Origin of the sequence: Flavobacterium sp., assembly GCF_044341185.1 — a bacterium.
Taxonomy (GTDB): Bacteria; Bacteroidota; Bacteroidia; order Flavobacteriales; family Flavobacteriaceae; genus Flavobacterium.
On the sequence record NZ_JBIISE010000012.1, the window covers coordinates 36,222 to 49,508 of the forward strand.

General features: G+C 29.7%; 15 protein-coding genes. 7 read left to right on the forward strand and 8 right to left on the reverse strand.

The features are described 5' to 3' along the window. The first annotated feature begins 9 nt into the window (after positions 1–9). Together ACIQZ1_RS04125 and ACIQZ1_RS04130 are read left to right on the forward strand one after the other, a co-directional pair. Positions 10–522, forward strand: a complete 513-nt coding sequence (locus ACIQZ1_RS04125; RefSeq protein WP_396159336.1) for an acyl-CoA thioesterase — start codon at positions 10–12, stop codon at positions 520–522. Positions 523–530: 8 nt separating this feature from the next. Continuing rightward, the gene (locus tag ACIQZ1_RS04130) at positions 531–1,583 is read left to right on the forward strand and encodes a 2Fe-2S iron-sulfur cluster-binding protein (protein ID WP_396159338.1); all 1,053 of its coding nucleotides are present in this window, start codon (positions 531–533) and stop codon (positions 1,581–1,583) included. A 41-nt stretch (positions 1,584–1,624) separates the two neighbouring features. On the opposite strand, the gene ACIQZ1_RS04135 is transcribed toward ACIQZ1_RS04130, so the two are convergent. After that, entirely contained in the window at positions 1,625–2,656 is a 1,032-nt protein-coding gene (locus tag ACIQZ1_RS04135; protein WP_396159340.1) for a glycosyltransferase family 9 protein, read from the reverse strand. Continuing rightward, on the reverse strand, positions 2,657–3,262 hold the full coding sequence (locus ACIQZ1_RS04140) for a DUF4254 domain-containing protein (protein ID WP_396159343.1): 606 nt from the start codon (positions 3,260–3,262) through the stop codon (positions 2,657–2,659). Between the two features lie 69 nt (positions 3,263–3,331). Between ACIQZ1_RS04140 and upp the strand changes: the two genes are divergently transcribed. Next, positions 3,332–3,985, forward strand: coding sequence for a uracil phosphoribosyltransferase (gene upp / locus ACIQZ1_RS04145; protein WP_396159345.1), 654 nt, complete (start codon positions 3,332–3,334; stop codon positions 3,983–3,985). Here upp and ACIQZ1_RS04150 read toward each other — a convergent pair. Beyond that, complete coding sequence (locus ACIQZ1_RS04150; protein ID WP_396159347.1) at positions 3,980–4,906, reverse strand: DUF6427 family protein; 927 nt, start codon at positions 4,904–4,906, stop codon at positions 3,980–3,982. The genes upp and ACIQZ1_RS04150 overlap by 6 nt on opposite strands. A 44-nt stretch (positions 4,907–4,950) precedes the next feature. Here ACIQZ1_RS04150 and ACIQZ1_RS04155 point away from each other — a divergent pair, with 44 nt between their 5' ends. After that, positions 4,951–5,184 carry a uracil phosphoribosyltransferase gene (locus ACIQZ1_RS04155; RefSeq protein ID WP_396151678.1) on the forward strand — a complete coding sequence of 78 codons (234 nt, stop codon included), beginning with the start codon at positions 4,951–4,953 and terminating at the stop codon, positions 5,182–5,184. Positions 5,185–5,199: 15 nt separating this feature from the next. On the opposite strand, the gene purD is transcribed toward ACIQZ1_RS04155, so the two are convergent. The 4 genes from purD to ACIQZ1_RS04175 form a co-directional block, all read right to left on the reverse strand. After that, complete coding sequence (gene purD, locus ACIQZ1_RS04160) at positions 5,200–6,471, reverse strand: phosphoribosylamine--glycine ligase (RefSeq protein ID WP_396159349.1); 1,272 nt, start codon at positions 6,469–6,471, stop codon at positions 5,200–5,202. 124 nt (positions 6,472–6,595) lie between these two features. Then, on the reverse strand, positions 6,596–7,948 hold the full coding sequence (locus tag ACIQZ1_RS04165) for an undecaprenyl-phosphate glucose phosphotransferase (protein ID WP_396159351.1): 1,353 nt from the start codon (positions 7,946–7,948) through the stop codon (positions 6,596–6,598). A 1-nt stretch (position 7,949) separates the two neighbouring features. After that, a complete protein-coding gene (locus ACIQZ1_RS04170) occupies positions 7,950–8,933 on the reverse strand; it encodes a UDP-glucuronic acid decarboxylase family protein (RefSeq protein ID WP_396159354.1) in 984 nt (327 codons plus the stop codon). A 6-nt stretch (positions 8,934–8,939) separates the two neighbouring features. Next, positions 8,940–9,941 carry an O-antigen ligase family protein gene (locus ACIQZ1_RS04175; RefSeq protein WP_396159357.1) on the reverse strand — a complete coding sequence of 334 codons (1,002 nt, stop codon included), beginning with the start codon at positions 9,939–9,941 and terminating at the stop codon, positions 8,940–8,942. Here ACIQZ1_RS04175 and ACIQZ1_RS04180 point away from each other — a divergent pair. Then, positions 9,940–10,260 (forward strand): hypothetical protein, encoded by a 321-nt coding sequence (locus ACIQZ1_RS04180; RefSeq protein WP_396159359.1) that lies wholly within the window; start codon positions 9,940–9,942, stop codon positions 10,258–10,260. The two genes, ACIQZ1_RS04175 and ACIQZ1_RS04180, sit on opposite strands and share 2 nt — an antisense overlap. Here the strand turns inward: ACIQZ1_RS04180 and ACIQZ1_RS04185 are convergent. Next, a complete protein-coding gene (locus ACIQZ1_RS04185; protein WP_396159361.1) occupies positions 10,204–11,319 on the reverse strand; it encodes a DUF1972 domain-containing protein in 1,116 nt (371 codons plus the stop codon). The two genes, ACIQZ1_RS04180 and ACIQZ1_RS04185, sit on opposite strands and share 57 nt — an antisense overlap. 132 nt (positions 11,320–11,451) lie before the next feature. Between ACIQZ1_RS04185 and ACIQZ1_RS04190 the strand changes: the two genes are divergently transcribed. Beyond that, a complete protein-coding gene (locus ACIQZ1_RS04190) occupies positions 11,452–12,228 on the forward strand; it encodes a 2OG-Fe(II) oxygenase (RefSeq protein WP_396159363.1) in 777 nt (258 codons plus the stop codon). After that, the coding region (locus ACIQZ1_RS04195; RefSeq protein WP_396159365.1) for a glycosyltransferase family 4 protein at positions 12,228–13,287 on the forward strand (1,060 nt) is incomplete at its 3' end. The genes ACIQZ1_RS04190 and ACIQZ1_RS04195, both read left to right, overlap by 1 nt.

The window sequence follows — 13,287 nt, forward strand, 5'->3', positions numbered from 1 at the left end:
AAAAAAATAATGCAAAACAAATATCCTTCAGATTCCGTTACAACATTAACCGATTTAGTGTTGCCTGGCGAAACCAACCCTTTAAATAATTTATTTGGTGGCGAATTATTAGCTCGTATGGATAGAGCCGCAAGTATTACTGCGCGTCGTCATTCGAGAAGAATTTGCGTTACGGCTTCGGTAAATCACGTGGCGTTTAACAGAGCCATTCCGTTAGGAAGTGTGGTAACAGTAGAATCGAAAGTATCGAGAACCTTCAATACTTCTATGGAAATTTTTATTGATGTTTGGATTGAAGATAGAGAATCTGGCATTAAAAACAAAGCCAACGAAGCCATATATACGTTTGTAGCCGTTGACGAAACTGGAAGTCCTGTTCCTGTGCCACAAATTGAACCACAAACCGAATTAGAAATACAACGATACGACGCCGCGCTAAGAAGAAAACAGTTAAGCTTGGTATTGGCAGGAAAAATGAAACCCAGTGAAGCAACTGAATTAAAAGCATTATTTACCAACTAATACATCATATGGATTTTTATAAATTAGCAATAAAAGAAATCAAACGAGAAACAAAAAATGCAGTTTCAATCGTTTTTAATATTCCACAAGAACTAAAATCGGCTTACCAATTTATAGCTGGACAATATGTAACCTTAAAACTAACTTTAGACGGGAAAGAACTTCGTAGAGCATATTCTATTTGTTCTTCACCAAAAAGTGATGAATTACGAATTGCGATTAAAGAAGTAAAAAACGGTACTTTTTCGAAATTTGCTAATACAAAATTAGCTGTTGGCGATTTGTTAGAAGTCAGCATTCCTGAAGGAAAATTTACGTTTGAAGCCAAACAAGAACACCAAAGAAGCTATGCCGCTTTTGCAGCTGGTAGTGGAATTACGCCTGTTTTATCGATTGCAAAAAGTGTCTTAGAAGAAGAACCTAATAGTACTTTTGTATTAATTTATGGAAATAAGGACGAATCAGAAACTATATTTCACGAGGAATTAAAGGCGCTTCAACTAAAAAATTTAGGTCGCTTTTTTGTGCATTTTGTATATAGTCAAGCCAATATTTCTGGCGAATTATCTGGTAGAATTGACAAAAATGTTGTAAATACTGTTTTAAAAACCAAACATTCCGATAAAACCTTTTCTAAGTTTTACTTGTGTGGACCAGAAGCAATGATACAAGTAGTTACGGCGACTTTAAAAGAAAACAATGTAGCTGAAAAAGACATCAAATTTGAATTGTTTGGAACTTCATCTGCCACAGAAAACAAAGTTGCAACTGGAAATGAAGGTCATACAGCTATTTCAATTACTGTAGATGCAGACGAAGTTACTTTTGAAATGAGTCAGCAACAAACCATTTTAGAAGCGGCTTTAAAACAAGGTTTAGATGTGCCTTATTCTTGTCAAGGCGGAATTTGCAGCAGTTGTATTTGTCGTGTGACAGAAGGAAGCGCTACTATGAAGAAAAACCAAATTTTAACTGATAACGAGTTGGCTGAAGGATTAGTATTAGCTTGTCAAGCCGTACCAACATCCGCTGAAATTAAAGTTGATTTTGATGATATTTAGTCTTAAAATCTCAAATAAAAAATTCCAAATTCCAATTTTACTTAAATAAGATTGGAATTTATTTTTTCAATAATCTGAGACGGCAAAATCGTACGCATAGCATTTTCATAGCCTGCTACTTTTTTATTACCGTACACCGAAGTAGGTAAAAATGGATATTGTTTTCTATCTGAAGTCAGACAAAAATCATCGGGTTGATGGAACGGTTGAAATCCTGTAAATGGGTGTGTAGCGCCCCAAAGTGTAATTACTTTTACGCCCAACATAGCGGCAATATGCGCATTTCCAGAATCCATAGATAACATTACATTTAAATTAGAAATAATGGCTAATTCTTCTTTTAAATTGGTTTTTCCAGCTAAAACAATCACATTTTTATGATTATTTTTTAATTGATTTAGTTTCTTAATTTCTTCATTTCCACCACCAAATAATAAAATTTTATTTGAAGCGTTTTTGGCTAAATCATCTATTACTTGTTGCATCAAATCTATTGGATAGACCTTACTTTCGTATTGTGCAAAAGGCGCGATTCCAATCCAATTTTCTTCTTTTTTACCAGTAATATTTATTATTTCTTCAGATAAAATAGCTTTTTTTGGAAATGTAGGGTTGTATAAATTTATTTGAAAGCCTAATTTTTCGAATGTTTCACAATGCCTATCAATCATTGTTTTTATTGGAGAAATGGCTTTGATAGTTAACTTTGTAAGTGTTTTTTTCTCTTGTCTGCCTTTATCTGTAGCGGCTACATTTTTGCCATTCAAAGCAAAAAGTGTTCGAATAATTTTTGATCGTAATACATTATGTAAATCGGCAACTGCATCAATATTGAGTTTTCGTAAATCGGAAAACAAACGCAAAAGTCCTAAAAAACCTTTGTGTCTTTCTTTTAAATCTATGGCAAAGAAAGTTACGTTTTCAATATCATCAAAAAAAGGTTTAAAAAATGGCCGAGAAACAACCGTAATTTTTACGTTGGGATATTGCAAAGAAAAAGCCCTCAGTACAGGAACTGTCATTGCAACATCGCCCATAGCTGAAAGCCGAATAACTAAAATGTGTGAAGACATTTATTTTTTATTTTGATACAAAACTGGATTCAAATCAGCGTCGTTGTACATTTTCATTTGTTTGTATACTTTCATGAATTTGTCGCCATTTTCAATATCTTCCACTAATTGACTTATTGATATAAACATATCGTTTTTTTGGTCTAACAATACATTTAATTTTTCTTGACATTTTGCTCGGTGTTCAGCAGTGGCTTCTTCGCGAGTAGCTTCTTCATTCATGTGGTAAATCTTCAAGGCTAAAATAGATAATCTATCAATTGCCCAAGCAGGACTTTCAGTATTAATTCTAGCATTTGGTTTCACTTCAACGTGAGCATATTTTTGTAAAAAATAACCGTCAATATATTCTACCATATCGGTTCTGACTTGGTTAGAAGCATCAATTTTTCGTTTTAAATCTAAGGCTGCAACGGGATCAATGTTTGGGTCTCGCACAATATCTTCATAATGCCATTGCACCGTATCAACCCAGTTTTTAGCATACAATAAATGTTCTACTGAACCTTTTTCGTACGGATTTAATACCGGCTGATACACGTCATCTATAACATGATAGTCAATTATAGCTTGTTCAAAAATAGGAAAGGCGAATTCTGCAAACATAGTTACTAATTTAATTTACAAAAATAAGGATTTTTTGTACTTTTAACCATAAATTACAAAATATCTCACATGAACATTCATTATATTTCAGAAGAAAACAGCGTTTTAAATCATTTTTTGAGCCAACTTAGAGAAATAACCAATCAAAAAGACAGCATGCGTTTCAGAAGAAATATGGAACGTATTGGTGAAATTATAGCTTATGAAATTAGTAAAAAACTAACATATACTAACATTGCTATAACTACTCCATTAGGTATTAAAAACACTTCAAAAATAGAAAACAAAATTGTGTTATGTTCTATTTTAAGGGCCGGTCTAACGCTTCATCAGGGATTTTTAAATTATTTTGATGATGCAGAAAATGGTTTTATTTCAGCTTACAGAAATCATTATAATTCGGATGAAAATTTCGATATTTTAGTAGAATACCAAGCCGTGCCAAATATGAATGATAAAACATTAATTTTAGTAGACCCGATGTTGGCAACCGGGCAATCATTAGTGACGGTTTTAAATAAAATTTTAGACACACATCAACCAAAAGACATTCATATTGCTGTTGTTATTGCTGCGCCTGAAGGAATTAAATATGTGACAGAAAATCTTCCGAAAAATTGTCATTTATGGGTAGCTTCATTAGATGAAAAATTAAATGAAAAAAACTACATTATCCCTGGTTTGGGTGACGCCGGCGATTTGGCTTATGGAACCAAGTTATAATTGAACAAAAAAGAAAAATAAGCCAATACCTAATAACAAATATAGAGACACTTCTTTATAGATAGAGTTTTCCATTTTTTCGAACATATTTGCCCCTAAAATGGCTAATGGAGCAAAAGTATACAATAGTAAGTCGTTAGATTTATTTGCAGAAAAAACATAAATACCTAAAGCTAAAAGAAAAGCAAAATAAACTTGTTTGTATGATGCCTGCATATTTAAAGGTTTGTTTTGATAGTCGATGGTTTGAGAAGCAAAAAACAAAACAGAAATAGAAACAAACAAAGACAATGCCATATTTTGATAGACGTCTTTAAAGTCAAAAAAGTTAAAACTTATCTGAAAAACAGCCTTGTTAATTGAATAGTTACCGAATAAAAATAAGCTAGTGGCTATATATAAAATCCAAACACAAAGGAATGACACAAATGGTAAAATCCAGTTTTTATACTCTTTTCCAGAGTGAAATATTATTGAAATAAAAACTAAAATAATATACAAAATACTCCAAAAGTGAAAGATAGCAGAAAGAAAAATCCAGAAAGAAGCATCAAATATCTTTTCCTTTGAAGAGTTTAATGTTTTTAAAGAAATTAACCTACGTAAAGCCAATAACAAAAACACATTTGATAACACAATTTTTATGTTATTTAGTACCGATGGAAATAATAATATAAAGACTAGAAACAGAAGAATTGCATAATTATCGTTTTGTGTTAAGGCATTTTTAAGTGAAATAAAATTCACTAGAAAAAAAGACAACAACAATAATAGAAAAACAATTATTTTTGAAAACAGATCACCAGTTGTAAAAGCTTCGTTTGGAACCTGAATTTGATACAAAAAAAAGCAAGAAAACAACATTATTAATACTAATGCATAATTTATTGGTCGAGTTTTACTAAAAAGGCTTGCAATCATAAAGATATTTTATATTTTTGTAGTGTAAATATAATAATAAAAAAATGAAAGCATTTTTCGAAGCAATACAATTTTTATTTGTTGAAGTACTTTTTGTACCAATGGACTTTTTAAGAAGTTTAGAATTAACAAATTGGTGGGGAGCAAATATTATCAATTGGATATTTATTTGTATTTGTTGTTATTGGACATACTATTGGACAAAACAATTGCAGATTTTCAAAAAATCTGGAGAAGATGAACAAGACACTACCGCACACTCTTTCTTAACAAAATAAAAGAAAAAAGTTCGATTATAAATCGAACCCTATATCTTTTCTATAATTCATCTTATCAAACTTTAGTTTTTCTATAGTTTGATAAGATTTTTTTGTGGCATCTATAAATGAATTTGCGAATGATGTTACCGCTAACACTCTTCCGCCATTAGATACAATTTTTCCGTTTTCTTCTTTTGTTCCTGCATGAAAAATTAAAGAATCTGTTTTATCATCTAAACCAAAAATTTCTTTCCCTTTTTCAAATTCTTCAGGATAACCGCCAGATACAACCACAACTGTTGCCGCCGTTCTTTCATCTAAACTCAACTCAAAATCAGCTAATTTTTCAGTGGCAACTGCTTCAAACAAAGCTACTAAATCGCTATTAATTCTTGGAATAACGACTTCTGTTTCTGGATCACCCATTCTCACATTATATTCAATTACAAATGGATTGTCGCCCACTTTTATCAAACCAATAAATACAAAGCCCTTATATTCAATATTGTCGTTTTTTAAGCCCTGAATTGTAGGGATCACAATTTGCGATTCGATTTTTTGCATTAATGCAGCATCTGCAAATGGAACTGGAGAAATAGCGCCCATTCCACCAGTGTTCAATCCGGTGTCTCCTTCGCCAATTCTTTTGTAATCTTTTGCAGTAGGTAAAATTTTATAATTTTTTCCGTCGGTTAATACAAAACAACTTAACTCAATTCCGTCTAAAAACTCTTCAATTACTACTTTTGCACTAGCTGAACCAAATTTTGCATCTACTAGCATGGCTTTTAATTCATCTTTTGCGTCTTGTAAATCATTTAAGATTACTACGCCTTTTCCGGCAGCTAAACCGTCTGCTTTTAACACATAGGGCGAAGATAATGATTCTAAAAAAGTAAATCCTTTCTCAACTGTTTCAGAAGTAAAACTTTCATACTTTGCCGTTGGAATATTATTTTTCACTAAAAATTCTTTAGCAAATTCTTTACTTCCTTCTAATTGCGCACCTAATTTACTAGGTCCAATTACTGGAATATGTGAAATTTGAATATCGTTTTTAAAGAAATCATAAATACCATTTACTAATGGGTCTTCAGGACCTACTACAACCATTTTTATAGCGTTTTCCAAAACAAACTGTTTGATTGTTTCAAAATCATTTGGATTTACAGCAATATTTTTAGCGATTTTTGCTGTTCCTGCATTGCCAGGCGCTACAAATAGTTGTGTACATAATGCACTTTGAATCATTTTCCAAGCAAAAGCATGCTCTCTTCCGCCAGATCCTAAAAGTAAAATATTCATGATTGTTTGTTTTGTTTTTTATTGGTGCAAAAATAGTGTCTTTTAATTAAAAAATAAGGTGGATCTTAATAAGAAGTTTATTTTTAATTTTTTAATTTTATGAAATTGCAATGAAAAATTTGTGTTAATACGCTTTTTCTTCACCTTTAATGGCATTAATGACTGTTTTATGTATTATTTTTAAATCTAACAAAATTGACCAATTTTCTAGATAAAAAATATCAAACTTTACTCTGTTTACAATATCTTTTTCGGTTTCTACTTCTCCTCTGCAGCCATTTATTTGAGCTAAACCAGTAATTCCAGGTTTAATAAAATGCCTAACCATAAATTTATCTACACTTTTAGCATACATCTCTGTATGACTAACCATATGTGGTCTTGGGCCTACAACTGACATGTCTCCTAATAATACGTTGAAAAATTGTGGTAACTCATCAAGACTAAATTTTCTTAATATTTTACCAAAATTAGTAACTCTTGGATCATTTTTTTGAACTTGTTCTAAATCAGCCTTTGAATTTAATCGCATAGATCTGAATTTATAACAATAAAACTCTTTATAGTTTAACCCATTTCTTTTTTGTTTAAAGAAAACCGGGCCTTTGGACTCTAACTTTATTAGTAATGCAATTAAAGGTGTTAGCCATGACAAAAGCAACAAAATTACAAGTAAAGAAAATACTACATCAAAAAAATGTTTTATTCTTTTATTTACTACTTTATCTAAAGGTATGGTTCTTAAAGAAATTATAGGTACATAACCATAGTATTCCACTGCTAAATTTCTTAACATTCTGTTTTTACTATCGGGTAATAATTTTATTGTTTTAAGATTATTATCTGCAAAATATATTAAACCGTCTAAATCTGTGCTGTTAAGTGTATTTAATGAGCCGTAAATTTCATCCACTTTGTATTTTGTTACAAACTCATAACACGCTTTAATTTCTTCTTTTTTATTTATTTTTAAACTAAAAACACGCATTAAATTATAACCATAATTTGGATTTGTAGTAAAAAATGATTTCAATTCTTCCACGTCTTTACCGTTTCCTAAAATGATTACATTTCTAATATTTCCTCCATATAACAATCGATATTTTTTTAATAATATAAATATTGAAAACTTAATAAATCCGACAGAAACAAAACAAGAAATAATGTAATTCCATACCTCATCTGGAGTTACATATTTATATTTATAACCAACATATGCGAAAGTTATTAAACTTATAAAAATAAATTGTTTTATTAGTTTCCCTAAGATTGTAATTTCTTTAGTAAACCTATACACTTCATAATATCCTGAATAATATGAAATAATAATCCATGAAAGAGTCAAAATAGTATGATAACCAAAATTACTCATGGCAGAACGAAGACAAACTAAAATCAACAGATTTATAATTAATAAATCTATAAAAATAATTAGAGGTCTAATAAATCCTGAGTATCTTCCTGTTTTTGGCTTCAATCTAATAAATGTATTTTGAAAAATCTTTGTGTTCTTCTTTAGCTAATTCTTCTGGTGAAAGTGATTTAAAATATTCGAAAGTTAATTTCATTCCTTCTTCTCTTTTTACTTTTGCTGTCCATCCTAAAATTTCTTTAGCCTTTGTAATATCAGGTTGTCGTTGCATAGGGTCATTTACTGGTAAATCCTTATAAACAACTTTTTGTTTAGTTCCTGTTAATTTGATAATTTCTTCAGCAAAATCAGAAATGGTAATTTCATCTGGATTTCCAATATTTACTGGTAAATGATAATCAGAAAGTAATAATCTATATATGCCTTCAACTTGATCTGTAACATAACAGAAAGAGCGTGTTTGGCTTCCATCTCCAAAAATCGTTAAATCTTCTCCGCGAAGGGCTTGACCAATAAATGCAGGAATAACTCGTCCGTCATTTAATCTCATTCTTGGCCCATAAGTATTAAAAATGCGTACAATTCTGGTTTCTACTCCGTGAAATGTGTGATATGCCATTGTAATTGACTCTTGAAAGCGTTTCGCTTCATCATAAACACCGCGAGGTCCAATTGTGTTTACGTTACCATAATACTCTTCGGTTTGAGGATGCACCAAAGGGTCTCCATAAACTTCAGAAGTGGAAGCGATTAGAATTCTTGCTTTCTTAACTCTTGCTAAACCTAACAAGTTATGTGTTCCTAAAGAACCTACTTTTAAAGTTTGAATAGGAATTTTTAAATAATCTATTGGACTTGCTGGTGAAGCAAAATGCAAAATATAATCTAAATTGCCAGGGACGTGAACAAACTTTGTAATATCATGATGATAAAACTCAAAGTTTTTTTCTTTAAATAAGTGTTCAATATTTTTTAAATCACCAGTAATTAAATTATCCATCCCCATCACAAAATAGCCTTCGGCTAAAAAGCGATCGCATAAATGAGAACCTAAAAATCCCGCAGCACCAGTAACTAATATTCTTTTCATTAAATTTTAGATTTTTAAGGTAATTTTATCTTCCTTAATTTGAAACAAACAATATAAAGATATAAAAAACAACATCCCTTTTTGTCTCCACAAGAATGACTCTGTCAAAAATAAGCTTATCATTAGAACTGCAAAAGAAATATGTATAAAATTTTTATGTGTTATAGCGGTTTTTATATTAATGAATACTATTATTATCAAAATCACAAAACCACAAAAACCTAATTCAGCAAAATTTTGTACATATTGGTTGTGAAAATTAAAAGATCCATATCCTGGATAAAGATTATATTTAATCTCTTTCTCTTTAAGTTTTACTTGTGAAGCATTTAACCCTAATCCTTTCCAGAAAAGAGGTTCTTCGCTAAAAATCTCCACAAACATTCTAAATTGATAAACTCTAAAAGCAGTGCCTGGAAAATAATCCCCCTGTGAAAATTTTTCGTTATTCCATGCTTCATAAATACTAATATAATTTATACCTTCATCCGCTTCATTGTATACGCTATGACTTAAGCTGGTTTTTGTATTGGATTGAAATTCAACCAAAAATCTGTTCTTAATTTTACTAAAACTAAATACCGATACAATAATTGTTATAAAAATAATTAAATTTCTCAATCGCATTTTATTTGAAGATTTTGAAAAATAAAAAAAATGAAGTCCAATTAATACCACAAACACAATAATTATGTTTTTTGAAGACAATAAAAAAACAAACCCAAGTAAAATTAAAGCGCAAATACTATCTAATTTTGATTTTATTTCCTTATTTAAGAAGTAAAAAAATGCAATAGCCATATAAACGGACACATGAATTGCGTTTAATAATTTTGGAACTAATCCAAAATCGTCATTGTAGTCTCCATGGTAGAAAAACACTCGTTGGTCTGAAGTAATTATGTATCTAATTACTGCTCTTACCAGAAAAAAACCAGCATAAAATACCATAGCATAGCTATAATATTTTAATAATTTATAAACTTGATTTTTATTGAACGGGCGCATGATTAAAAAAGCAACCGGAAGTAATAATAAAAAGATTTCTTTGAAAATAGCGGGTATTGTTGCCGCTTTATCAATTGACCAAAAATATGAACTTGCCATCCAAATAAAAAGTGCTATTGGAAATAATAAAGTGCCGTTAAATGAAATTTTGTTTGTTCTATTAAAAAATAATACTGAAAAAATAAAAATCGCAGTACTAACATTATTAATTGCCATTAGAGTTGGCAATGTAATTAAGATGAGTAAAAAAGGTAAAAAAGATTTATTTATCTTTTGCTCCAGTAAAATTTCTTGCCAAGCATTTGCTAAAAAACTGTAAATATTCTTCATTTATTTTGTTCCAATTAAAGTTATTTGCGATGGCTTCAAAGTTGTTTTTTACAAACTGCAAGTTATCAATTTTTTTAATTGTTTCAAGTATTTTTTTAACATCTAGCGAATTTTCAAAATAAAACGCATTTTTTTTCAAAACGCCATGATTAAAATGATTATTATGTGCTGCTATTAGTGCTTGTGATGCCATCGCTTCCAATAAAGACGGGTTCGTTCCGCCCACTGTGTGACCATGAAAATATATATTTGAAAAAAATCTTAGATTATCTAAATGATTTAGATTGTAAATCGCTCCTAAAAATTGTATTTTTTCGCAAGAAACAAATTTATTTTTTAAATAATCTCCATATTTTGTGAAGTGATTCCCAATAACTAAAATTGGTTTTTCATCTTTACTTAACATCACGCCTTCCAAAACCATATCTAAATTATTTTCTGGTTCGAAACGCGCGATAATTAAATTAAAATTATATTTTTCAACTTTATAACTATTTAAAATTTCTTCGTTTGGTGTGTCAAAATTATCTGCTCCATAAGCAATGTATTCACTTTCCTTGTTGTGCGTTTTTAATAGATACTCTTGAATGCCTAAAGAGTCTGAAATTAAATAATCGCTTTTTGTAGCTGCCCTTTTTTCGGCAAGCTTTAAAAGTTTTTGAATGGGTTTGATGTATTTCGTTCGTTTCCATTCTAAACCGTCCATATTTGTAATAACAATACTATTTTTTGGGTGTAAATCGTACCAAAAAGCGCTACTCGTATACCCTAATTGTAGAATAATATCAAAATTTCTTTTTCGAGAATCAAGAATACAATTTAAATCATAAATAAATTGACCCGCTGTTCCGATTTTATGTTCAGGATCGTAACATTTAATTAGATTCACTTTTTCAAATGTAGTTTCTTTATAAGGATGATTATGAGGTGTATAAACAAAAACAGAATGACCTGCTTTTGCGGCATAAATAGAAAAAAACTCGGCAAATTGCTCAAATCCTCCGTAATTATTGGGTATTCCACGGGTTCCTAATATTCCTATTTTCATTTAATTAGTATAAAAAAACAAAAATAATAGATTAAAATGAATGTTTTCAAATTATTTTGTTTTAATAGGCAATTATCCTAAAACTTTTACGTTATTAATTCTTACTTTTGCTAATATTAAAAAAAGAAAAAAATGATTAATTTTGATTTTTTAGAAAAAAACAAAGAATCTTTAAGGATAAAATATTTAACCGCTCAACCTTTTCCTTATTTAATTATTGATAATTTTTGTGAGGAAGAAAAACTAACAAAGGCTTATAATTCAATTCCTGAACTAGAAAATAAAAGTAGAGATTATGCTTTTGCCAATAACAAATTTGAAAAATCAAATTATAAAGTTTTATCACCTGAATTAGATGAATTATATCGTGATTTGTCTTCAGATAGATTTAATGAATTATTGTCTTTCATTACAGCTAAAAAAATATTTGTAGATCCAAAAAATCATGGAGGAGGCCTACACCAGGGAAAGAAAAATAGTTTTTTAGATATGCATTTAGATTTTAATTACCATCCTTTACAAAAAAATTGGTATCGTGAACTAAACTTACTTTTATATTTAAACAAAGATTGGAAGCCAGAATATAAAGGCGGATTGCGTATTAAAGACCTTCGTACAAACGAAGAATGCGAATTGGAAGTGCCATTTAATAGATTGATAATTCAGCAATGTGCGCCTTACACTTTACATGGTTACGATATGACTAATTTTCCAGAAGGTAAATTCAGAACTTCAATTGCTACATATGCTTATCAAGTGCATCATAAAATTTTAGAAACTCCAAGAACAACAGACTGGTTTCCTAAAGAAGATGCTTCATTTATGAAAAAACTGTTAGCTAAGAATTTTAATTTTCTAGTGCAAACCAAAAATAAATTTTTTGGAAGTGGAACGGCTAAAAATCAGTAATGAATTTGAAAAAAAATGTTTTAATTGTTAATCAATCGGCAGAATTATATGGCGCCGACAAAGCTATACTTGAATTAATTGAAAATTTTCCCGAAAACTACACCCCAATTGTTGTATTACACGAAGAAGGGCCTTTAAAAGTAATTTTAGACAATCTGGGGATTCAGGTAATAAAAACTTCTGTAATAAAAGTTAAACGAGGTATATTAAAACCTTCTTTTTTTATTAGATTCCCCTTTGAAATTATTAAATCCTTTGTTAAAATTAAAAAAGAGTTAAAAGGAAAGAAGATTGACTTAATTCATTCAAATGCAACTTCAGTTTTTATTGGAGCTTTTTATAGCTATTTTTTTCGAATTCCTCATATCTGGCATGTTCATGAAATAATTGAAAAGCCAAAAAAAGTAGCACAAATTTACCCACACATAGTTAGTTTTTTTTCAAACAGAGTTGTTTTTAATTCTGTTGCTACTTCAAATCATTTTACAACTATTTTACCAAAAATAATTTCTAAATCAATTATAATTCATAATGGTCAAAATAGGAAAACAGTAATAACATCTGATGTTGACATTACAAAAATAAGACATACATTTTCTTCTGATATTGAAGGAAAAGTTGTTATAGGTTTAATTGGTAGAATAAGTAAAATAAAGGGGCAACACTTAGCCTTAGATGCTTTTTCTGCTTTACTAAAAAAGCATAGAAATATTCATTTAGTGTTTATTGGCTCTCATGTTAAAGGAAAAGAAGAATATATTGAAAGTATATTTAGAAAAATAAAAGATTTAGATTTAGAAAAAAATACTACAATCATAGATTTTCAAGAAGATATTTGGCCGTATTATGATTCTATTGATATAGCTATTGTTCCTTCAACTGAAAAAGAATCGTTTGGTTTAGTTGCAACAGAAGCTATGTTGTCAAAAAAACCAGTAGTAGCAGCAAATCATGGAGGTCTTTCTGAAATAATAATTAAAAATGAAACAGGGCTTTTTTTTGAACCCAATAACTGTGAAGAACTCACTATTCAATTAGAAAAACTTATAACTAATAAAG

Coding starts and splice junctions, on each gene's coding strand:
- ACIQZ1_RS04175 (WP_396159357.1), bottom strand. CDS start 9,941: ATGCGCCCGTTCAATAAAAATCAAGTTTATAAATTATTAAAATATTAT.
- ACIQZ1_RS04150 (WP_396159347.1), bottom strand. CDS start 4,906: ATGATTGCAAGCCTTTTTAGTAAAACTCGACCAATAAATTATGCATTA.
- ACIQZ1_RS04185 (WP_396159361.1), bottom strand. CDS start 11,319: ATGAAAATAGGAATATTAGGAACCCGTGGAATACCCAATAATTACGGA.
- ACIQZ1_RS04190 (WP_396159363.1), top strand. CDS start 11,452: ATGATTAATTTTGATTTTTTAGAAAAAAACAAAGAATCTTTAAGGATA.
- purD (WP_396159349.1), bottom strand. CDS start 6,471: ATGAATATTTTACTTTTAGGATCTGGCGGAAGAGAGCATGCTTTTGCT.
- ACIQZ1_RS04180 (WP_396159359.1), top strand. CDS start 9,940: ATGATTAAAAAAGCAACCGGAAGTAATAATAAAAAGATTTCTTTGAAA.
- ACIQZ1_RS04170 (WP_396159354.1), bottom strand. CDS start 8,933: ATGAAAAGAATATTAGTTACTGGTGCTGCGGGATTTTTAGGTTCTCAT.
- ACIQZ1_RS04155 (WP_396151678.1), top strand. CDS start 4,951: ATGAAAGCATTTTTCGAAGCAATACAATTTTTATTTGTTGAAGTACTT.
- ACIQZ1_RS04125 (WP_396159336.1), top strand. CDS start 10: ATGCAAAACAAATATCCTTCAGATTCCGTTACAACATTAACCGATTTA.
- ACIQZ1_RS04135 (WP_396159340.1), bottom strand. CDS start 2,656: ATGTCTTCACACATTTTAGTTATTCGGCTTTCAGCTATGGGCGATGTT.
- upp (WP_396159345.1), top strand. CDS start 3,332: ATGAACATTCATTATATTTCAGAAGAAAACAGCGTTTTAAATCATTTT.
- ACIQZ1_RS04140 (WP_396159343.1), bottom strand. CDS start 3,262: ATGTTTGCAGAATTCGCCTTTCCTATTTTTGAACAAGCTATAATTGAC.
- ACIQZ1_RS04130 (WP_396159338.1), top strand. CDS start 531: ATGGATTTTTATAAATTAGCAATAAAAGAAATCAAACGAGAAACAAAA.